The 21,418-nt window shown below is 61.8% G+C and carries 17 protein-coding genes and 1 other annotated feature; of the genes, 6 read left to right on the top strand and 11 right to left on the bottom strand.

All coding sequences use genetic code 11. The features are described from left to right. Positions 1-19 precede the first annotated feature (19 nt). Positions 20-1,504 carry a P-loop NTPase fold protein gene (locus ACB031_RS02270; RefSeq protein WP_080760985.1) on the top strand — a complete coding sequence of 495 codons (1,485 nt, stop codon included), beginning with the start codon at positions 20-22 and terminating at the stop codon, positions 1,502-1,504. Between the two features lie 29 nt (positions 1,505-1,533). On the opposite strand, the gene hisIE is transcribed toward ACB031_RS02270, so the two are convergent. From hisIE to hisG, 11 genes are all read right to left on the bottom strand, one after another. Further along, positions 1,534-2,169 (bottom strand): bifunctional phosphoribosyl-AMP cyclohydrolase/phosphoribosyl-ATP diphosphatase HisIE, encoded by a 636-nt coding sequence (hisIE, locus tag ACB031_RS02265; RefSeq protein WP_124249483.1) that lies wholly within the window; start codon positions 2,167-2,169, stop codon positions 1,534-1,536. After that, on the bottom strand, positions 2,162-2,935 hold the full coding sequence (gene hisF / locus ACB031_RS02260; protein WP_011706044.1) for an imidazole glycerol phosphate synthase subunit HisF: 774 nt from the start codon (positions 2,933-2,935) through the stop codon (positions 2,162-2,164). The genes hisIE and hisF overlap by 8 nt, the downstream gene beginning before the upstream one ends. A gap of 180 nt (positions 2,936-3,115) precedes the next feature. Beyond that, complete coding sequence (locus tag ACB031_RS02255) at positions 3,116-7,087, bottom strand: PAS domain S-box protein (protein WP_371138909.1); 3,972 nt, start codon at positions 7,085-7,087, stop codon at positions 3,116-3,118. Beyond that, entirely contained in the window at positions 7,084-9,237 is a 2,154-nt protein-coding gene (locus tag ACB031_RS02250; RefSeq protein ID WP_371138908.1) for a PAS domain S-box protein, read from the bottom strand. The genes ACB031_RS02255 and ACB031_RS02250 overlap by 4 nt, the downstream gene beginning before the upstream one ends. Next, positions 9,230-10,339 carry a two-component system response regulator gene (locus ACB031_RS02245; RefSeq protein ID WP_117403624.1) on the bottom strand — a complete coding sequence of 370 codons (1,110 nt, stop codon included), beginning with the start codon at positions 10,337-10,339 and terminating at the stop codon, positions 9,230-9,232. Before ACB031_RS02245 ends, ACB031_RS02250 begins: the two co-directional genes overlap by 8 nt. 152 nt (positions 10,340-10,491) lie before the next feature. Continuing rightward, positions 10,492-11,241: a 1-(5-phosphoribosyl)-5-[(5-phosphoribosylamino)methylideneamino]imidazole-4-carboxamide isomerase gene (gene hisA, locus ACB031_RS02240; RefSeq protein ID WP_371138907.1), complete on the bottom strand. Its 750-nt coding sequence runs from the start codon at positions 11,239-11,241 to the stop codon at positions 10,492-10,494. A gap of 5 nt (positions 11,242-11,246) precedes the next feature. Further along, positions 11,247-11,870 carry an imidazole glycerol phosphate synthase subunit HisH gene (hisH, locus tag ACB031_RS02235; protein WP_371138906.1) on the bottom strand — a complete coding sequence of 208 codons (624 nt, stop codon included), beginning with the start codon at positions 11,868-11,870 and terminating at the stop codon, positions 11,247-11,249. Between the two features lie 82 nt (positions 11,871-11,952). Next, the gene (hisB, locus tag ACB031_RS02230) at positions 11,953-13,083 is read right to left on the bottom strand and encodes a bifunctional histidinol-phosphatase/imidazoleglycerol-phosphate dehydratase HisB (protein WP_371138905.1); all 1,131 of its coding nucleotides are present in this window, start codon (positions 13,081-13,083) and stop codon (positions 11,953-11,955) included. Between the two features lie 15 nt (positions 13,084-13,098). Continuing rightward, positions 13,099-14,169 carry a histidinol-phosphate transaminase gene (gene hisC / locus ACB031_RS02225; protein WP_371138904.1) on the bottom strand — a complete coding sequence of 357 codons (1,071 nt, stop codon included), beginning with the start codon at positions 14,167-14,169 and terminating at the stop codon, positions 13,099-13,101. After that, a complete protein-coding gene (hisD, locus tag ACB031_RS02220; RefSeq protein ID WP_371138903.1) occupies positions 14,166-15,491 on the bottom strand; it encodes a histidinol dehydrogenase in 1,326 nt (441 codons plus the stop codon). Before hisD ends, hisC begins: the two co-directional genes overlap by 4 nt. Before the next feature lie 10 nt (positions 15,492-15,501). Continuing rightward, on the bottom strand, positions 15,502-16,398 hold the full coding sequence (hisG, locus tag ACB031_RS02215; protein ID WP_005301071.1) for an ATP phosphoribosyltransferase: 897 nt from the start codon (positions 16,396-16,398) through the stop codon (positions 15,502-15,504). A gap of 28 nt (positions 16,399-16,426) precedes the next feature. Next, positions 16,427-16,551, bottom strand: a sequence feature (His leader region). 186 nt (positions 16,552-16,737) lie between these two features. On the opposite strand from hisG, the gene ACB031_RS02210 reads away from it, so the two are divergent. From ACB031_RS02210 to ACB031_RS02190, 5 genes are all read left to right on the top strand, one after another. Then, entirely contained in the window at positions 16,738-16,980 is a 243-nt protein-coding gene (locus ACB031_RS02210; protein WP_005301068.1) for a hypothetical protein, read from the top strand. 71 nt (positions 16,981-17,051) lie between these two features. Further along, on the top strand, positions 17,052-18,962 hold the full coding sequence (locus ACB031_RS02205) for an ATP-dependent DNA helicase (RefSeq protein ID WP_042006787.1): 1,911 nt from the start codon (positions 17,052-17,054) through the stop codon (positions 18,960-18,962). A gap of 156 nt (positions 18,963-19,118) precedes the next feature. Continuing rightward, positions 19,119-19,820, top strand: a complete 702-nt coding sequence (gene tsaB / locus ACB031_RS02200; protein WP_017788102.1) for a tRNA (adenosine(37)-N6)-threonylcarbamoyltransferase complex dimerization subunit type 1 TsaB — start codon at positions 19,119-19,121, stop codon at positions 19,818-19,820. A gap of 95 nt (positions 19,821-19,915) precedes the next feature. Next, positions 19,916-20,431 (top strand): Slp family lipoprotein, encoded by a 516-nt coding sequence (locus tag ACB031_RS02195; RefSeq protein WP_010633940.1) that lies wholly within the window; start codon positions 19,916-19,918, stop codon positions 20,429-20,431. Positions 20,432-20,440: 9 nt separating this feature from the next. Next, positions 20,441-21,307: an alpha/beta hydrolase gene (locus ACB031_RS02190; RefSeq protein ID WP_279700023.1), complete on the top strand. Its 867-nt coding sequence runs from the start codon at positions 20,441-20,443 to the stop codon at positions 21,305-21,307. Positions 21,308-21,418 lie beyond the last annotated feature (111 nt).

The following is a 21,418-nucleotide window of genomic DNA, read 5'->3' as shown; positions in this document are numbered from 1 at the left end:
ATCGAGGCAGGGAAATATTATGACGCGTGCAGAATTTAATTGGGAAAACTCCATTGCATGGAGTGGTCCGGGTACCATTGAAGGAGTGCAGGATACTCTCGCAGGAGATCGACTGGATCGCGCTCGCTATGCCGAATTTCTGACCAATTATCTGGCGACAGAGGGCAAACAGCGCAACTATGTGTTGAACCTCAATGCCGAATGGGGGGCAGGCAAAACCTGGTTTATCAAGCGCTGGTATATGGAGCTGAAGCAGCACTATCCCACCGTCTATATCGATGCCTGGCAGCAGGACTTTTCTGATGACCCCTTGCTGACGGTGATCTCATCGATTATCGAACAACTGAGAGATGCTGCGGGAGATAAGCTTGCCGTACCTGATGGCATTAAATCAAAGCTTTTAGGATTGTTAAAAATTGGTGGGAAATTAGTACTCAAGTCAGCCATTAAAAAAGCTGGACTGGAAGATGGTGACTTTTCTATGGAAGGAGAAGACGCAGACAAGCTGGTTGATACGCTTTGCAGCAATCACAAGGAGCGTTATGAATCTATTCAGTATCTCAAAACAGAGATACGACAATGGGTCGAGGGGGCTGTGGGTTTAAGTGAGAAGAAACTCGATTATCCCGCATTTATCTTGATTGATGAGCTTGACCGTTGTCGCCCTTCCTATGCGGTAGAAATGCTGGAAACGATCAAGCATATATTCGAGATCCCTGGGGTAGTGTTTGTCCTAGCAACGGATACCGAGCAACTACAACATGCAGTGAAGTCTATCTATGGAGAAGGGTTTGACGGAAAGAAATACTTTGAACGATTTTTTGATAGCCAGAAAACCTTAAAAAGAAGTCCAAGAGAGCAAATGGCAAGCTCAAGGCTTGCTCTGTACGGAGATGATATTTGGCTGCCAACTGAGAGTGTTCTATATCCAAGACTCTCAAAAGAACAGATCGCCAAAATAATTGCTGAAATTTCGAGTGCTTTTGGAATGTCAGTAAGAGACATGAATAGAATGATATCCAATTTAGTTGCTATCATTTCTAACCTGAAGAAGAGTATTGATATTGTATTTTTGATTGTAATGTACTGTCTTTATATAAGAAAGAAGGATGTGTATAATTTAGCATTCATGGATGCTGAGTTAGTTCGGAATTCATTACCCCAGAGTAATAGTGCAAGTTTTTCTTGGTCAACATGGGTTAATGACTTTGATGTTGCTTTTCTGAAAAAAATACAAGTTACTTTGAATCTTTCTTTTTTAGACCAAAGGTGTCAAAGTATTGAGTCTTCAATTGATGTTTTTGATTATTTTGTGTGGGTCTATTCTACAGTGCTAAACGATAATCAAAATGCTGTTTTTCTTAGTGGTCAGCTTGAGTCTGAAGTAATGTTTCACGAAGCATCATATAATCTACAAAGAGCAGTAATCAAATTGGTTAATAAAACATCTTGCTGTGATTTGGCAGAGTATCATGATTTACTCACCTTGGGGATGAATGAATAAACGGGCTATCAGCCCGTTTATTTTTTTGCTTATTTGTTGTGGCGCTCATAAAGCCGCTGTACCACATCCTTCAACGCCAGCCCTTCGTTTTGCAGCAAGACCGTCAGGTGGTAGAGCAGGTCAGCGGATTCGTTGATAAGTTCCTCCCGATCCTTGGCCATGGCGGCGAGCGCCACTTCGACACCCTCTTCACCCACCTTCTGGGCGATGCGCTTGGTGCCCTTGCCATAGAGGCTGGCGGTGTAACTGGTGGCCGGATCTGCCCCTTTGCGTGCGGCCAGGATCTGCTCGAGCTCGGCCAGGAAGCCAAGGGGCGGCACAGGGTGGCCGTCGAAGCAGGAGGGATTGCCCAGATGGCAGGTGGGGCCGACGGGGTTGGCGGCAATCAGCAGGGAGTCCTGATCGCAGTCGGTGGTGATGGCGACCAGCTGGAGCACATGGCCCGAGCTCTCCCCCTTGGTCCAGAGGCGCTGTTTGCTGCGGCTGAAGAAGGTGACCTGGCCGGTCGCCAGGGTTTTATCCAGGGCTTCCCGGGTCATGAATCCCTGCATCAGCACCTCGCCGCTGGCGGCATGCTGGACGATGGCGGGGATCATGCCGTCACATTTCGCCCAGTCCAGGCGCTCAGCCAGCGATGCGTCGTTGTTTACAGCTTGATTATTCACGGATGGCGACTCCTTCGGTTTTCAGCCAGCGTTTCAGTTCGGGAATGGGGATAAGGCCTTTGTGGAACACGGAGGCGGCCAGCGCTCCGTCCACGTCGGCGAGGGTGAAGGCATCGCGAAAGTGTTCCATGGCACCGGCGCCGCCGGAGGCGATGAGCGGCACCTTGCAGACGGCGCGCACCAGCTTGAGTTGCTCGAGATCATAGCCCTGGCGCATGCCGTCCTGGTTCATCACGTTCAGCACGATTTCACCGGCGCCACGCTTTTGTGCCTCCTCGACCCAGTCGAGGGTATGCCAGGCAGTGGTGCGGGTGCGGCTCTCGTCGCCGGTAAACTGCTTGACTTGATAGTGACCGCTCTGGGCATCAAAATAGGAGTCGATGCCCACCACCACGCACTGCACGCCGAAGCGCTCGGCCAGGCGGGTGATGAGGGTGGGATCGGCCAGTGCCGGTGAGTTGATGGAGACCTTGTCGGCCCCGAATTCCAGGATCTGGCGGGCATCCTCGACACTCTTGATGCCGCCAGCGACGCAGAAGGGTATATCGATGACCTCGGCCACCCGGCTCACCCAGCTCTTGTCCACCACCCGCTCATCGCTTGAGGCTGTGATGTCGTAAAACACCAGCTCGTCGGCCCCCTCGCTGGCGTAGCGGCGGGCCAGCTCGACGATGCCGCCCATCACCTCGTGATTACGAAACTGCACTCCCTTGACCACCACGCCATCTTTGACGTCGAGGCAGGGGATAATACGCTTTGACAACATGCTCGTTGCTCCATGTAAAGCACTGTTAAAACTAACGTTGTTGCCAACGGGCCTTGGGGCACGGTGGCGAGTGAAAAAATGTCAATGGCATGCTTTAACAGCGGGTTCCTGTACGGGAGAAAAGACCGGATCCGGACGGTGTTTTCACGCGGGGGAACACCACTATATGCACGACTTTATTCAGTGATTCAACCCTTTATCCGCCCTGTTGGCCCTCTGGGATCCCTTGCTGCCATCGGGCTGGCGTGCCAGTGGATCCCCATGAGCATCATCCGTTGCCAGCAGTGCCCGCAGAGTGAGCAGGGCCCCATCAAAGTCGAACACCTTGAGCTGGCGGGCCAGCGTCTCGCCCTGAGTGCCCAGCGTGAGCATCAGGGGGGCGGCATACTGCTCGAACAGCGGCAGCACAGCGGTGTCGCTTTGCAGCAGCAGATCTTCCATCTGACGCAGCAGCGGTTGTTGCCACTGGCCGCCAAGGGGGGCCGAGGTGGCGGGGACCAGGCGCTCCTCCTCTCCCAGCAGGTTGAGCAGCTCAGAGAGGTGGCGCTCGATGGGCATCATCAGCTCGGCTGGGGCCAGGTTCCCTTTGGCAAGGGCCTGCTCCAGCTGCTGACAGAGCGCGGCCAGCTCGACCAGCCCCAGGGTGCTGGCAACCCCGCGCAGGGTGTGAACCAGCCGGGTGGCGGCGGGCTTGTCACCGGTTTGCAGCTGAGCGGCCAGCTGCTGCATGTCCAGACTGTGTTCGCTGGCGAAGTGGCGCAGCAGGGTCACGTACTTGTTCTGGTTGCCCTGCAACACCGCCAGCCCCTGCTGCAGGTCGAGCCCGGGCACCCCTTGCAGGCGGGCGAGGGGGCCGATCAGCAGATCGTTGGCCCGGCGTTGATAAGCGGGTTTGGCGGCTGAGCTGTTGGGCAACCACTGTTGCAGCGCTGCAAACAGGCGGGTCGGGGTGACCGGTTTGGCGATGAAGTCGTTCATGCCGGCGGACTCGCAGGCCCTTCTGTCTTCTTCGAAGGCACTGGCGGTAAGCGCCAGAATGGGCACCTTATCCCAACCCGGCAGCGCCCGGATGGCGCGGGTGGCGCTGTAGCCATCCATCAGCGGCATCTGTATGTCCATCAGGATAAGATCGAAGGGGTGCTGACTGACGCGCTCCAGCGCCTCCTGGCCGTTCACCGCCGTCTCTATGACCAGGCCGCTGTTGCCGAGCAGCTCCAGCACCACCTCGCGGTTGATGGCGTTGTCCTCCACCAGCAGCACCCTGGCATGGTTGGCGAAAAAGAGAGCCTGCTGCACCGTCTGCTCCAGCCGGGCGGGCTGTTGCGGCTCGCCCTGGCCTGCCGAGAGGCGGGCGGTAAACCAGAAACAGCTGCCCTTGCCGAGGGTGCTGCTGACCCCCACATCCCCGCCCATCAGGGTGGCGAGCCGGCTGGTGATGGCGAGCCCCAGCCCGGTGCCGCCATATTTGCGGGTGGTGGAGACGTCCGCCTGCTCGAAGGCCTGGAACAGCTTCTCGGTCTGTTCCGGGCTGATGCCGATGCCGGTGTCTTCCACCTCGAAGCGCAGCAGATAGTCGTTGCCAAGCTGGCGCTCCGGTCGTACCCGCAGGGTGACCGAGCCCTGCTCGGTGAACTTGATGGCATTGGCCGTGTAGTTGAGCAGCGCCTGGCGCAGGCGGGTGATGTCGCCGTGCACCCAGGCCGGGGTGTCGCCGATGTCGACTATGATGGTGAGCCCCTTGGCGCGGGCCTGCTCGCTCATCAGGGCGCTGACGTTGTCCAGCATGGCGGTGAGGGAGAAGTCGCTCTGCTCCAGCGCCATCTTGCCGGCATCGATTTTGGAGAGATCCAGAATGTCGTTGATGATGGTGAGCAGATGCTGGGCGGCGTTGTCGATCTTCTCCAGCCGCTCCTGCTGGGTGTGATCCGGCGTGTCGCGCTTGAGCAGATAGGTGAGCCCCAGAATGGCGTTCATGGGGGTGCGGATCTCGTGGCTCATGTTGGCCAGAAACGCACTCTTGGCGCGATTGGCGCTCTCCGCCCGCTGGTGGGCCTGGGCCAGTTGCAGGGTGCGCTCGTCAACCATCTCCTCCAGGTGGTAGCGGTACTGATCGAGCTCCTCGCCGAGCTGCTTCTTCTCGGTAATGTCGGCCTGTACCGTCACGTAGTGGGTCACTACCCCGTTCTCCTGGCGGATGGGGGAGACGGTGGCCAGCACATGATAGTGGGAGCCGTCCTTGCGTTTGTTGATGAACTCGCCGTGCCAGCGCTGGCCGCGCTTGATGGCGTCCCACAGGGCGATATAGGTGGCCCTGGGGGTGAGGCCGGAGCGCAGCAGGGTCGGGGTCTGGCCGATCACTTCGCTCTGCTGGTAGCCGCTGGTGGTCAGGAAGGCGACGTTGACATACTCGATGCGGGCCTGGGTATCGGTGATGAAGACGCCGTCCGGGCTTTGCTCCAGCGCGAGCGACAGCTGGCGCAGCTGCTGCTCGGCCAGTTTGCGCTCTGTGATGTCCAGATGGATGCCGAGCAGGCGCAGCGGGCGCTGCTGGGCATCCCGATAGACGCTGCCCTTGCTGCTGAGCCAGCGCACCTCGCCGTTGGGCAGCAGGATCCGGAACTCGAGCTCCACCGGTTTGCCGCCGGCGGGAAGGTCTGCCAGCAGCTTGTCGATGCGCGGCTTGTCGTCCGGGTGCAGGCAGCGCTGCCAGGTGTGGATCTCGCTGAGTTGCTCTGCGCTGCGGCCATAGAGGCGGGCGCACTCGGGGGAGAAGTAGAGGCGACCACTCTGGATGTTCCACTCCCAGATCCCGATGTGCGCCCCCTCCTGGGCCAGCAGCAACCGCTGTTCACTCTCGCGCAGGGCGCTGCTGGTGGTCTCGGCGCGGATGCGGGCGCTGATGGCGTCATCCATCAGATTGAGCGCCGCCAGTCGGGCGCGGCGCTGGGTATCGAGCGCTATCTGCTGGTTGTGCAGCAACTGCTGCTCGGCCAGCTTGCGCTCCGTGATGTCCTGTACCGTGCCGTAAAGCTCGACTATGGTCCCCTCACTGTCTCGAAGCGCCGCCCCCCGGGCGATGATCCAGGCGGGGTCGCCATGTTCGTGATACACCTCGGCATCGCACTCGTAGGGTTGACCATCCTGCAGGCAGCGTTCGACCGACTGGGCAATGGTTCGCCACCCCTCCTGGGTGAAATACTTCTTCACTTCGGGATAGATGGCAGGGGGCAGGGAGGGATCGCGGCCATAGATGCGGTAGATCTCCGGCGACCAGAAGTGGCTGTCATCGGCGATGTGCCAGCGCCAGTTGCCGATCTTGGCCAGGTGCTGGGATTCACGCAGGATCCCCTCGTTGCGGCGCAGGGCCTCCTCCGCCTCCTTGCGCTGCTGGTTGTCCTCGATCACCGAGATGAAGTAGTCGGGCTCCCCCTTGAGATTTTTGACCAGCGCCACCGTCAGGGTGATCCAGAGGATCTCTCCCCCCTTGCGCAGATAGCGTTTCTCCAGGGTGTACTGCTGGCGTTCGCCGGCCAGCATCTGGGTCACATAGGTCTGGTCGATGAAGAGATCGTCCGGGTGGGTGATCTGCTGAAAGGTCATCCCCATCAGCTCGTCGGCCTGATAGCCCACCATGTCGCACAGCCGCTGGTTGACCCGCAACCACTTGCCGTCGGGGGCGACCAGGGCAATGCCGACCGCGGCCTGTTCGAAGGTGGCCTGGAAGCGGGTTTCACTCTGTTGCAGACGGGACTGGATGCTGGCCAGCTCTTGCCAACGCTGGGTCTCCCGGCTGCGGGAGTGGTGCACCGCGGCGCTCAGCAGGCTGATGAGGATGCCGTTGACCTCCAGAATGCCCCACTGCACCAGATCCTGGCCGGAGCCGATGCGCAGCTCGTGGACCGGGAGCAACACGAAGTAGGCCGTGAGCAGGCCGCTCATCAGAGTGCAGATCAGACCGGGCAACAGCCCCCCCAGCAGGGCACAGACGATGATGGGCAGCATGAACAGCACCAGCAGGGGGCGCTCGCCAAAGGCAATCGGCAGCTGGACCCGGATCTGCAGCATCAGGACGGGCAGCAGCAGTGCCAGCAGGCAGACGCCCCAGCGCTGTTTGGTGGGGCGAAGATGCCACAGCGAAGACCAGTTCATCATAGGGACTCTTCCGGCGGAGTGGGGGCCTGCGGGTAGGGGGGCTGCTCTCCGAGCTGGAGCGACAACTCATTGATCTTGTGCTTGAGGGCCAGCATGGCGAGCTCCCTGTCCACCATCACCTTGTTGAACCGCTCCAGCTCGTTGTTTTGCTGGCGCAGTTCGCTCGCCTGGCGGGTCAGGGCCTGTTCGACCTGCTCCCGCTCCGTGATGTCCAGCAAGAGGCCGAGTACTGCGGGCTGGCCACGGTAGTCGACACGCCGGCCGTACAGCTCCATCTCGATGTTCTGGTGATCGTGATGCAGGGCGGTGAAGCGGGTGTGGATCTCGCTGTCTTCCTGCTCGCAGCGCTGCAGCTGTTCGGCCACTCTGGCGCTGTCCTTGGCACTGGCCAGGGCTGGCAGGGAGCCAATCTTCAGCAGTGCCGCAGTCGAACCGTAGCCGAACAGGCGGGCAAAACCGGGGTTGATGTAGCAGAGTTGACCCTGCTGGATGATGTAGATGCCGGCCAGGGATTGCTCCACCAGGGCGCGGAACAGCCCTTCACGCTCGCGCAGGCCCGCTTCGGCCCGCTTGAAGTCGGTGATGTCGCGAGAGATGCCAAAGATACCGATCACCTCGCCATCGCTGCCCTGCAGCGGCCCCTTGGTGGCGAGAAACACCCGCTCGCCGCCTGGCAGGGTCAGAAACTCCTCCTGGGTCTGCACCCGGTTGCTGGCAATCACCTGGCGGCCAATCTCCATCAGCATGCGCGCCTGATCGGGGGGAAAGATGGCCGTGTCATCCTGGCCCAGTATCTCGCTGGCCGACTTGCCGACGAACTGGCTGGCGGCGCGGTTGAACAGGATGTACTTGCCCTCCAGATCCTTGGCGAAGATGGCGTCTTCCGAGCTGTCGGCGATGGCGGAGAGCAACTGCAGCGCCTGCAGCCGGCCTGCCTGGGACTGGCGAACCTGCTCAGCCATCTGCAGTCGGGTGTGCTGGCGCAGCAGCACTATGCCCGCATTGGTAATGAAGAGGGCAAGCAGGCCGATGAGCCCGATCCAGATGCTCTCTTTCAATACCGCGCGGTTGAGCTCCGCCTCGTCTATCTTGGCCAGCAGGTACCAGTCGGTGCCCAGCACCGGACGGGCGGTGCCAAACACAGGTACGTTGCGATAGTCCCGGCCAAAGAAGATCGCTTTGTCCTGGGCGTCGTGATCATGGCGCAGGTACTGGGCCGCCAGCAGCTCCTTGCTGCTGGCCGGCAACTGCAGGCTGAGGGCCGAGTCCGGACGATAGCGGACGTCATTGATGAACTGGATCTGCTCGCCGTTGCGGCGAAACAGCAGGGCCTCGCCGCTGCTGTCCGGCACCGGCCAGGTCTTGAGAATGCTGTTGAGGGGCTCGCTGCTGCTGATCTGCAGCACGATCAGGGGGGGCTTGCCGTCGGTCACCGGCAGGGGGGCGATGAAATCGAGCCGGGCATGCCCTTGCTCGTCCAGGTAGGGGCCCACCCGGGTGATACGCCCGGCGCTGACACTGGTCAGGACATTGCGCAGCGCGCGGTTGAGACCGCTGGCCCCCTGCGTCTGCCACAGCACCTCGCCACTCGGCGCCAGCACGGTGGCGGCGCTGAAACGGCGGATGGAGAGAAACTCATCGAGCCTGGCCATCAGGTCGGCCTGGCCGGCATGGCTGGTCTGGGCTTCGCGATAGAGGGCGCCATAGAGCGGGTTTTCGAGCAGTATGTGGGCGTCGAATTCGCGGGAGTTGAGCCACTCGGTGATGCGCTTGCCTTTGAGGTCGGCGATGGTCTCGAGCCGGGTCGCCTCCTTGTCCTGGGTCAGATTGATGTTCTGGGCGATGGCCATGGCGGTCAGGGCGATGATGAGGCCATTGAACAGCACAAAGGGAAGCAGTTGGCGCCTCGATGGCGTGCTGCTGACGGTGGGCTGATCGATGCGCCGGCGCAGCATGGCGTAGAGCAGGGTGGCGGTGATGACAATGAACAGCCACCCCTTGATGGTACTGGCCAGTGCAAATTGCGCCGGGGTGCTGAACAGCCACTCCACCGCCTTGTCGGAGAGCAGGATCCACAGGCTCGCCACGGCGGCATAGGTGAGCACCACATTGAGCACATGGGCCCGGGTCAAGGGCGGCCGTTCAGCCATGAGGGACCTCGTTGTCGTCCTTGTAGCGCTCGGCGATGGCGATGAACTCGTCGAAGTGGCTGTCAAAGGCGGTCACCACGTCCGGGTCGAAATGCTGGCCGCTGCCGGAGAGGATCAGGGCGCGCGCCTCGTCATAGGGCATTGCAGCCTTGTAGACTCGCACGTTGATGAGGGCGTCGAACACGTCCGCCAGCGCCATCAAGCGGGCCGAGAGTGGAATGGCGTCTCCCTTCAGACCGTCCGGATAGCCGCTGCCGTCCCACTTCTCGTGGTGCCAGTGAGCGATCTCCTTGGCCAGGGTGAGAAATACCAGTGGCTGATCGATGTCCCGTTCAGCCTCCTCGATGGCATCGCTGCCGAGCTTGGCGTGGGTGCGCATGATCTGCCACTCCTCGGGCGTCAGCTTGCCCGGTTTCAGCAGGATCTGATCCGGTATGCCCACCTTGCCGATGTCGTGCAGCGGGGCCGAGCGGCTCAGCAGGTCGATGTAGCGGGGGGTCAGGGTCTCGGCAAAGCGGGGATGGGTCGACAGCGCGCTGGCCAGCTGCCTGACATAGCCCTGGGTGCGCAGGATGTGATTGCCGGTTTCGGGATCGCGGATCTCCGCCAGATGGGCGAGGGCGCGGATGGAGACCTGCTGGGTCAGATCATTTTCCGCCATGCGCCGTGCCACTTCGGCCTCCAGCGCGGCATTCTGGTTTTGCAGACCGTCGCGGGCCTGCTTGGCCTCCAGCTGGGTGCGTACCCTGGCCTGGACGATGGCGGGTTTGATGGGTTTGGTGATGTAGTCGGCGGCTCCCAGCGACAGGCCGTACTCTTCGCTCTGGGGATCGGCGAGGGCGGTGAGCAGCACGACCGGGATGCGGCTGGTCTGGTCGTTGAGACGCAACTGCTTGAGCACCTCGTAGCCGTCCATACCAGGCATCATCACATCCAGCAGAATGAGGTCCGGTGTGATCTTGCCGGTGGCGATGCGCAGGCACTTCTCTCCGCTCTGGGCCGCGAGCACCCGGTAGGTGGAGGAGAGCAGGTCGGTCAGCACCATCAGATTCTCGGGGGAATCGTCGACAATCAGGATGGTGGCGGAGTGAGATGTAAACATAGATCCTCCGTGACGTTGTCTCAGTGAGTTGGAGTATAGAGTCAATTGTTACCAAGTAATAAGGACTTACCCCGATTTACCCCTTGCCTGGAGAGAGGCCCGCAGGCGGGCCTTCACCAGTCAACGTCAGGAGGTTGTCTGCTGTGGCGGGATCAGCCGGCGTTGCCGTGACTGCCCCAGCAGGCGATGGCGTCCCCCACCGAGAACTTGCCCTCCAGCAGGGCGCGACCGAGGATGATCCCCTTGACCCCTGAGCCCTTGAGCGCCTCGATATCCTCAATGCTGCCAATGCCGCCGGAGGCCTGGAAACCGACGCTCGGGTAGCGGGCGCAGAGATCCCGGTAGAGCTCGACGTTGGTGCCGGCCAGGGTACCGTCACGGCTGATGTCGGTGCAGAGCACGTGCTTGAGCCCAGCGGGCAGGAAGCGTTCGATCAACGCCTCTATGGTTACTCCGCTGTTCTCCTGCCAGCCGGCCACCGCGATATGGCGATTGCCCTGGGCGTCGATATTGACGTCCAGCGCCAGCACGATGCGCTCGGGGCCGTATTTCTCCATCCAGCTGGCCACCAGATCCGGCGATTTGACGGCGGTGGAGCCGATCACCACCCGACTGGCGCCGGCGGCCAGCAGATCCGCCACATCCTGTTCGCTGCGCACGCCGCCCCCCACCTGCACCGGCGCCTCGGTCGCCGACAGCAGCTGGGCGATGAGGGGAAGCTGGCGCGCCTTGGCATCCTTGGCACCGTCCAGATCCACCAGGTGCAGCTGCACTGCCCCCTGGGAGACATATTCATCGAAGCGGGCCTGCGGGCTGTCGCTGTAGGCGGTCTTCTGGCCGTAGTCGCCCTGATAGAGCCTCACGACTTGGCCGTTAATCAGATCAATGGCTGGGATAATCATCCTTGTTAAAGCTCCAGAAAGTTTTGCAGTAGGCGGGCTCCGGCCGCGCCGGAGCGCTCCGGGTGGAATTGGGCGCCGAAGAAGTTGTCACGACCGACGATGGCGGTAAACGGCTGGCCGTAGTCGCAGGTGGCGATGGTGGCGTCGGTCACCTCCAGGGCGTAGGAGTGGACGAAGTAGAAGTAGCTGCCGCTTGGAATGCCCTTGAGCAGCGGGTGGCTCTCGTCGTGCTCCACCTGATTCCAGCCCATGTGAGGCAGGCGCAGGTTGCCCACCTCCATCAGCCGGATCTTGCCAGGGACTATGCCGAGGCAGTCGATCAGCCCGCCCTTGTCTTCGCCCTCACTCATGATCTCTTCGGAGGCCTCCGCCAGCATCTGCATGCCGAGGCAAAAGCCCAGCAGCGGCTGTTTGGCGGCGCGAATGAGCGGCACCAGATTGCGCTCGTTGAGGTTCTTCATGGCGGCCACGGCGGTGCCGACGCCGGGCAGGATCAGCTTGTCAGCCGCTTCGATGTCGGCCGCCTCGCGGGAGACCCGAGGCGCCGCGCCGAGGCGCTCGAACGCCATCCTGACCGACGCCAGATTGGCACAGCCAGTGTCGATGATGACCAGTTTTTGATTGTTCATCGTGTTTTATCCATGTCGATTGGCGAGATTTGCACCATCAATGCGGTATCGATAATGACCAGCTTCTGTTTGTTCACTTCCATCACAACACCCCCTTGCTGGAGGGGAGCTCGCTCCCTTCCACCCGGATCGCCTGGCGCAGGGCACGGCCAAAGCCCTTGAACAGCGCCTCCACCTGATGGTGGGTGTTGCCGCTGCCCACCTTCATCTGCAATGTGATGGCCATGGCATCAGAAAGTGAGCGGAAGAAGTGGGGCACCATTTCGGTGGCCATCTCGCCCACGTTGTCGCGGCCAAAACCGCTCGGGCAGTCGAACACGAAGTAGGGGCGGCCGCTCAAATCCAGCGCGGTGGCCACCTCCTGCTCGGTGAGCGGGGTCTCTTCATCCGCACGCGGGCGGCCATCGATCACCGCCTGTACCTCGTCCATCGCCAGCACGAAGCCGAAGCGGCCGATGCCGCGCTTGTTGCCAAGGGCCTGGCGCAGGGCCTGACCGAGCGCGAGGCCGACATCTTCCACCGTGTGGTGATCGTCGATGTGCAGATCGCCGCTCACCTTGAGCTTGAGCCTGAAACCGGCGTGGGTCGCTATCTGATCCAGCATGTGATCAAAAAAGCCGATGCCGGTTTCAATCTGGTTGCCGCCGCTCTTGTCTAAGTCCACTGCCACCTGGATGCGGGTCTCCTTGGTATAGCGCTCCACCTCGGCAACTCGTCCTTTGGAGAGCAGCTGATCACGAATGGCGAGCCAGTCGTGATCTTGCGGGTGGTAGCGAATACCGCGAATGCCCATGTTCTCGGCAAGCTGCAGATCGGTCTGTCTGTCACCAATCACGAAGGAGTTGGCAAAGTCGATGCGACCCGAGGCGAGATACTCCTTCACCAGGCCGAGGTGGGGTTTGCGGCAGCTGCAGCCGTCGGTGGGGAAGTGAGGGCAGATCAGCACCTTTTCCCAGCTCACTCCTTGCGATTCGAACAGGTGCATCATCAGATCGTGGGGCGGCTGGAAGTTCTCCAGCGGCAGGCTGGCGGTGCCCAGCCCATCCTGGTTGGTCACCATCACCAGCACGTAACCGGCGGCCTGCAGCTCGCGCAGTACCGGGATCACCATGGGTTCGAAGCGCAGCTTGGCGAGGCTGTCCACCTGCTTGTCGGTCACCGGCTCTTCAATCAGGGTGCCGTCGCGGTCGATAAACAAAAACGGGGTCTTCATCGCTACATCCTTGTCTTACAAAGTGGGAGAGGGCAGGTCACGCAGCACGGCCAGCACGGCGTCCATCTCGCCCTGATAGCCGATGGTGACGCGAATGCTGTTATCAAGGCCTGGCTTTGTCGAGAAGTCCCGCAAGATGATGCCGGCGGCCTTCATGGCGGCAAACACGCTGGCGCCATCCACAAAGCGCACCAGCACAAAGTTGCCCTTGTCCTCGAACACTTCCTTCACGCAGGCAAATCCTGCCAGCTCTGCCTTGAAGGCGGCCTTTTGCCTGTTGAGCTCCACCACTCGCTCGCGCATCAGCTCGAGCCCCATGGGGGAGAGGGCCTGCGCCGCTATCTGGGCGATGGGCTCGGGAATGGGATAGGGGGCGATCACCTTGGCCAGCATGGCGATCACCTCGGGGGTTGCCAGCGTAAAGCCGCAGCGGATCCCCGCCAGGGCGAAGGCCTTGGAGAGGGTGCGGGTCACCACCAGATTGGGGAAGCGAGCCAGCAGGTCTACCACGGACGCCTCGGGGCAGAACTCGATATAGGCCTCGTCCACCACCACGATGGCGCGATCCTGCGCTTTCTCCAGCAGGGCGATGAGCCCGTCGCGACCCACCAGATCCCCGGTGGGGTTGTTGGGGGAGCAGAGGAACACCAGCTTCACGTCGCCGAGGCGATCGGCGATGGCGGGCCAGTCCGGCTGGCGGCTGGTGGTAAGCGGTTGCTCGACGATACCGACACCACAGGTCTCGGCGCTGATGGCGTACATGCCGTAGGTTGGGGGGCAGATGAGGATCTGATCCTGTCCCGCCTCGCAGAAGGTGCGGATCAAGAGCTCGATGGCCTCGTCGGCACCGCGGCTCACCAGCACCTGATCGGGATTGACCCCAGCGTAGGCGGCATAACCGTTCACCACCTCGGCCGGCTGGCACTCGGGGTAGCGGTTGAGGCGGCTCCCCTCGATGGTGAAGGGATAGGCCAGCGGGGCCTCGTTGGCGTTGAGCCAGACGTGGCCCTTGCCGCCGATGCGGCGGGCGGATTGATAGGGGGTGAGGGCCCGCACCACGCGGCGCGCCAGATTGGCAATACTCATGACAAATCCTTCTGCTGTGCTGTTGGTTGGGGCGCGGCGGCCAGGGCGTTCAACCTCAGGGTGACGGCATTCTTGTGGCCATCAAGCCCCTCGGCCTGGGCGATGCGCTGGACTATGGGGCCAAGGCCCTGAATGCCGCGCTCGCTCAGCTCCTGCACCGTGTAGCGGCGCTGATAATCGGCGAGGCCAAGGCTCGAGCAGGTGCGGGCATAGCCGTAGGTGGGCAGAGTGTGGTTGGTGCCGCTGGCGTAATCGCCGACCGATTCCGGTGTCCATGCCCCGAGGAAGATGGAGCCGGCGTTTTCAAGCCGGTCCAGCAGCTCGCGCGGGGCGCGGGTCTGCACGATCAGGTGCTCCGGCGCATAGGCGTTGGAGATGGCGCAGGCCTCGGCCAGATCGTCACAGAGGATCACCAGGCTTGAACCCAGCGCCTTGGCAGCGATGTCGCGCCGAGTCAGTTTGGCCAGCTGGCGCTTGATCTCGCCGTTGATGGCGTCGGCCAGCAGCGGTGAGGTGGTCACCAGCACCACCTGGCTGTCGGGGCCGTGCTCGGCCTGGGAGAGCAGATCCGCCGCCACGAAGGCCGGGTTGGCGCTCTCGTCGGCGATCACCAGCACCTCGGAGGGGCCGGCCGGCATGTCGATGGCGGCGCCGCGCCAGTCGCGCGAAACCTGCCCCTTGGCTTCGGTCACATAGGCGTTGCCCGGGCCGAAAATCTTGTCCACCTTGGGAATGGTCTCGGTGCCATAGGCCATGGCGGCGATGGCCTGGGCGCCGCCGATGGCGAACACCTTCTCGACCCCGCAGGCGCGAGCGGCAAACAGGATCTCGTCGCTGGCCGGGGATGGGGTGCAGAGCACCACTTCACGGCAACCGGCGATCGCTGCCGGAATGGCCAGCATCATCACGGTGGAGGGGAGCGGCGCGCTGCCACCCGGCACGTAGAGGCCGACCCGGCCGATGGGCTGGGTGCGCAGCTCGCACACCACCCCGGGCTGGGTTTCCACCCGCACCACGGGTTGCGCTTGCGCGGCGTGGAAGGTGCGAATGTTGGTGATGGCCGCCTCGATGGCGCTCTTGATGTCGTCATCGAGGCGCTCGCAGGCGGCCTCGATTTCGGCGTTGCTTACCTGCAGTTGCTGGCGCGGGGCTCGTTCGAAGCGCTGGCTCAGCTCGCGCAGGGCCTCATCGCCCCGGCTGCGTACCGAGCCGATGATCTCCCGCACCACGGCGCCGATGTCGGCTTCGTCACTCAGGGCGGGCCGGGTCAGCACGTCGGCCTGCTGGGCGGGGGAGAGGGTCTTCCAGATCAGGGTCTGCATGTGTCCATCCTTATTCCATCATCTTCTCGATGGGCAGCACCAGAATGGAGCTGGCACCCAGCGCCTTGAGCTGTTCCATGGTTTCCCAGAACAGGGTCTCGCTGGAGACGACGTGCAGCGCCACCTGATTGGTTTCGCCCGCCAGCTGCATGATAGTGGGACGTTCGGCGCCCGGCAGCAGATCGGTGATGGCGTCGAGCTTGTCCTTGGGGGCGTGCAGCATGATGTACTTGCTCTCGCGCGCCTGCTGCATCCCCTGAATGCGGGGCAGCAGGGTGTCGATGATCTTCTGCTTGGCATCGGACAAGGGGTTGGGCGCCTGCACCAGTACCGCCTTGGATCGGTAGATCACCTCCACCTCTTTGAGACCGTTGGCTTCCAGGGTGGCACCGGTGGAGACCAGATCGCAGATGGCGTCGGCCAGGCCCGCGCGCGGTGCCACTTCCACCGAGCCGCCCAGCATCACGCTCTTGAAGCCGAGCCCCTTCTCGTCGAAGAAGCGCTTGAGCAGCCCAGGGTAGGAGGTGGCGATGCGCTTGCCGGCGAGGCTCTCTGGCCCGGTGTAGTTGACGTCGTCCGGCACCGCCAGGGAGAGGCGGCAGCCGCCGAAGTCGAGCTGTTTGAGGGTCTTGACCGCAAAGGGCTGGCCCTGGGAGGCGCGGATGAGCTGCACCTCTTCCAGCACGTTTTCGCCGATGATGCCAAGGTCGACCACCCCTTCCATCACCAGCCCCGGGATGTCGTCATCGCGCACCCGCAGGATGTCGATGGGCATGTTCTCGACATGGGCGATGAGGCGTTGCTCGCGCAGGTTGATCTTGAGGCCGCAGCTCTTGAACAGGGCCTGGGAGTCCTGGCTCAGGCGACCGGATTTTTGCATGGCGATGCGCAGACGTTGTGTTTCCATTGCTCGATTTCCTTCTAGTCAAAAACGAAAAAACCCTCGGAAGTGGGTGCTTCCGAGGGTTTATGAATCTTGCGGTCCTTTTGGAAGTCACCAGTTAAGTGTCTTCCAGCAGTCAACCTCCTGAAAGACTATTCGGGATGATGATGGTGGTGATGAGTCTTCAGGCTGGTGAACTGCATGTAATCAATCCTTTACAAATAAGATGTCGTAGTTGACGCCCGATTTAAACTACCTGCCTTGACGGAAAAAGCAACCGGAAAATGTGATTTGGTCGATTAAAGTTGAGAAAACGGTTTTATGGTCGATAACTAGACAAGGTGAGCCAGAGGAGGCGACATCATGCCCAGCCAGGACCTGTTATTCCCCATTCTGCCCAGGGCGCCGGCCGCGCCGAGCAGTGACGACATCAAGCGGGAAGTAACCCAGATCAGCCAGAAGCATCAGCTGCGCAAGACCAGCACCGACAACGGTGACTCCCAGCAGCGCCAGCAGCCTTACCCCTCGGCCAAGCGTGATCAGGAAAAGCCTGAAGAGGACGATCACAAGCCGGACCCCGATCACCAGATCGATCTCTTCGTCTAGGGACAGAAGTCAGTCCCGCTTTTGCCACCTTTTTGGCATAATGCCCCCTTTTGTTGCAGCGGGACGCCCTTTTGACCATCCAGACCCTGTTCAAGCCAGACGGCCCTCTGGCCAGCCATATCGACGGTTTTGTCGCCCGCGCCCCGCAACTGGAGATGGCCGAAGCGGTGGCAAGCGCCATCAAGTCACACGGTCGCTTGCTGGTGGAGGCGGGCACAGGTACCGGCAAAACCTACGCCTATCTGGTGCCGGCGCTGGAGTCCGGCAAGCGGGTAGTGATCAGCACCGGCTCCAAAAACCTGCAGGAACAGCTCTTCTATCGAGACCTGCCGACCATCACCGGCGCACTCTCCTATACCCCGCCGGTGGCTCTGCTCAAGGGGCGCAGCAACTATCTGTGCATCGAGCGGATGAACCGGCTGCTCAGCGAATCCCACCTGCAAAAACCGGAAGTGCTCAACGACCTGGTCAAGGTGAAGTCCTGGTCCACCGCCACCGACAACGGCGACGTGGGGGATATTCCGGGGCTGCAGGAGAACGCCGAGATCCTCGCGCACGTCACCAGCACCAATGAAAACTGCCTCGGCCGCGATTGCCCCTATTACGACGACTGCCATCTGGTGGTGGCCCGCCGCCGCGCCATGGATGCCCAGGTGGTGGTGATCAACCATCACCTTTTCTTCGCCGACATGGCGGTGAAAGACACCGGATTTGGCGAGCTGGTGCCAGAGGCGCAGGTCTATGTGTTTGACGAAGCGCACCAGCTGCCCGAGATCGCCACCAACTACTTCGGCAAGTCGGTGGGCAGCCGCACCATCCAGGATCTGGCGCAGGATATCCAGCTTGCCTATCGGGCCGAGGCCCACGACATGGGCCAGCTTGGCAAGGCGGCGGACAGGCTCGCCATCGCGAGCCAGGATTTGCGGCTCGCCTTCGGGGTGGACGGCGGTCGTGGCAACACCCGCGACATGTTGCGCCAACCGCTCTGGGGCCAGGCGCTGGCCCGCCTCAACGATGCCCTCGGCCTGTGTTACGAGGTGCTGAAGCTGGCGCTGGGACGAGGGGAGCAGCTTGACCACTGTTTCGAGCGCATCAGCGAGCTGCGTACTCGCCTTGGCGAGGTGCTGGCGGTCAACCAGACCGGTTTCTCCTACTGGTATGACTGCTCGCGGCTCCATTTCACCCTCAATCTGACCCCGCTGTCGGTGGCCGAGCGCTTTGGCGCCGAGGTGCTGCGCCCCGAGGTGGCCTGGGTGTTTACCTCGGCGACGCTGACGGTGGACATGCGCTTTGATCACTTCAAGGCGGAGTTGGGGCTGGCCGGCAGCGCCGAGCTTATCCTGGACAGTCCGTTCGACTATGGCGAGCAGGCGCGCCTGTGCGTGCCGCGCTTTCTGCCCGAGCCCAATGCCTTTGGTCGGGGCGAGCAGCTGGCCAACCTGATGATCCCGCTCATCAACAAGACGCCGGGGGGCTGTTTCTTCCTCTGTACCAGTCATCAGGTGATGCGCCAGGTGGCCGAGGTGCTGCGCCGGGAGATCGGTCGCACCGTGTTGCTGCAGGGGGAGGACAACAAGCAGCGGCTGCTCAAGGAGTTCGTCGAGAATGGCCGCGCCGTGCTGGTGGCGACCAGCAGCTTCTGGGAGGGGATCGACGTGCGTGGTGCCGCGCTCTCCTGTGTTATCATCGACAAGCTGCCGTTTGCCAGCCCCGACGATCCGCTGCTGAAGGCGCGGGTGGATGATTGCAAGCTCAGGGGCGGTGATCCCTTCGCCGATATCCAGCTGCCCAAGGCGGTGATTGCCTTGAAGCAGGGGGTGGGGCGGCTCATTCGTGATCGCAGTGATCACGGCGTACTGGTCATCTGTGATCCCCGCATGGTCAACAAACCCTACGGCGCGACCTTCATCAAGAGCCTGCCTGCCATTCCTCGGACCCGGGAGCTGGCCACCCTGGGCGGTTTTTTCGATCGCAAGGGCTGAATCTACCGAAGATGCTGCGCACCCGTGCACTGGCGAGGCGGCCACGCTGCCGATAGGGGCAGAATGCTCCGCAATGCGCGCACCAGAATGTGAAAACTGCTGGCAGAGCCTGCTTGCAGATTATGTAATTGACTGATTTTATAGAGATTGGAAAGCATGAACGAGTTGAAGATCCTGGCCGTAGATACCGCCACCGAAGCCTGCTCCGCCGCCTTGCTGGTGGGGGAAAAGGTATTCTCCCGTTGGGAAGAGGCGCCGCGGGATCACACCCGTAAAATCCTGCCCATGGTTCAGGCTGTGTTGGACGAGGCCGGGGTAACCTTGGACGAGCTCGATGCCATCGCCTTTGGCCGCGGTCCCGGCTCCTTTACCGGGGTGCGGATCGGCATCGGCGTGGCGCAGGGGCTGGCGCTGGGCGCAGGTGTACCGCTGATCGGTATCTCCACCCTGGCCGCCATGGCGCAGGGGGCTCATCGGCTGGACGGCGCCGAGCGGGTGTTGACCGCCATCGATGCGCGCATGGACGAGGTCTACTTCGGCCATTATGAGCTCATCGATGGCCGCATCCAGCTGGTGGGCGAAGAGGTGGTGAGCGGCCCCGCCGCACTGGTGGCGTCCCGCGGCATGCTGCCGGGCAGCTTTACCCGCGTCGGTACCGGATTTGAGACCTATGGCGAGACCCTCGCTGCGCTGGCCGACGAGCTGGTGGCGAGCCAGGTACGCTTCCCGGCGGCAGAGGACATGCTGCCGCTTGCCCGTAGCGCCTGGCTGGCCGGCGAGGCGGTGGCGGTCGAGCAGGCGACCCCGGTATATTTGCGTGACAAGGTGACCTGGAAGAAGCTGCCGGGTCGCGAATAAGGGCAGGAGTGGCAGACTTGTCGCTCATGCCGGTCGACACAGGCCCCATGCGGGCGGTTGAGAGGTCGGGCCCAGCCCGACCCAAGGAGAGTGACATGTTGAAGCGTGCAATGGTGATGGGGGCCGCCGGCCTTCTGCTCGGTGCCTGCAGCTCGGTCCCGCAAGAGCTGGCCTATGAGCCCGCCAACCAGCTGGTGGCCTACCAGCCGGCCCTTGCCGGCCTGGAAGGCAAGCCGGCCCGCTGGAGCGGCGTCATCTCGTCGGTACACAACAAGGCGGATCAGAGCGTCATCGAGGTGGTCTATCTGCCGCTCAAGTCCAACGGGGTGCCGGAGCAGACCGAACAGAGCCCGGGCCGTTTTCTGGCCATCATGCAGGGTTTTGTCGACCCGACCCTCTATGCCAAGGGGCGCAGCCTGACGGTGCTCGGCACCATAGCCCAGCCGGTGGACAGCCAGATTGGCGAGCACAAATATCGCTTCTCGGTGCTCAAGGTGACGGGCAGCAAGCTGTGGCCGCCGGTCAAGGAGGTGGAGGTTCGCTACATGGATCCCTACTTCTATGACCCCTTCTATGATCCCTACTGGCCGAGACGGCCGCTGCGCCGCTAGGAGCTAGGCATGAACACCTTGCTGCAAGAGCGCTTCCTGACCCTGGCGGACGGCCGCCGGGTTGCCTTGCTCGAGAGCCTGCCGGCGCAGGGGGAGCAGAGGGACAAACCGCTGCTGCTTGCCCTGCATGGCTGGCTCGACAACAGCGCAAGCTTTGTGCCCCTGGCCCCCTATCTGACTCATTTTCACCTCGTCTGTGTCGATCTGCCGGGGCACGGTCACTCGGATCACAAGAACACACCCTATGTCTTTGTCGACTGGCTGGACGATCTCTATCAGATCACCCAGGCGGCCGGCTGGTCGCGCTTTGCGCTGCTGGGTCACTCCCTCGGAGCGCTGATTTCCTCCGCCTATGCCGGGGTCTTCCCCGAGCAGGTGGAGCGGCTCATTCTGCTGGAGGGGCTCGGGCCCCTCAGTCAGCCGGACGACGCCGTGCCGGAGCAACTGCGCCGGGCCATCCTCAACCGCAGCCGAACCCGCGAGCGAGCCTCCCAAGGCTTTGCCTCCATCGACGAGGCGGTGACGGCGCGCTGCAAGGTGGCGGACATCACGCCGCAGGCGGCACGCCTTATCTGCGAGCGGCAGCTGGAAGAGCGGGCAGGGCGCTGGCACTGGCGCAGCGATCCCCGTCTGCGGGATCTCTCCCCCATGCGCATGAGCGAGGGGCAGGCCCAGGCCCTGATCCGGGCCATTGCCTGTCCCGTGCTGTTTATCGCCGGCCGCGAGGGATTTGCCAGCCTGCAGGTACAGTGGGGAGAGCGTCATGCCGCCTTTACACGCATTGAGCGGGTCGTTTTGGCGGGAAACCACCATTTTCATATGGAAAATTCGGCAGAGACCGCGGTTTGTATCGAAAAATTTTGTCAAATTCGGTAGAATCGGCGGCTTTCAATAATTCCAGGTTTGTCTTCCCCCTCACATTTTTCTGTTGTTAATTCGCTGTTAATTGATGTTGCCCTATGTAAATATGGGCGGCATTAGAGTATG

The organism is Aeromonas sp. S8(2024) (assembly GCF_041403085.1).
Taxonomy (GTDB): Bacteria; Pseudomonadota; Gammaproteobacteria; order Enterobacterales; family Aeromonadaceae; genus Aeromonas; species Aeromonas dhakensis.
This window is presented reverse-complemented; position numbering and strand designations above follow the sequence as displayed.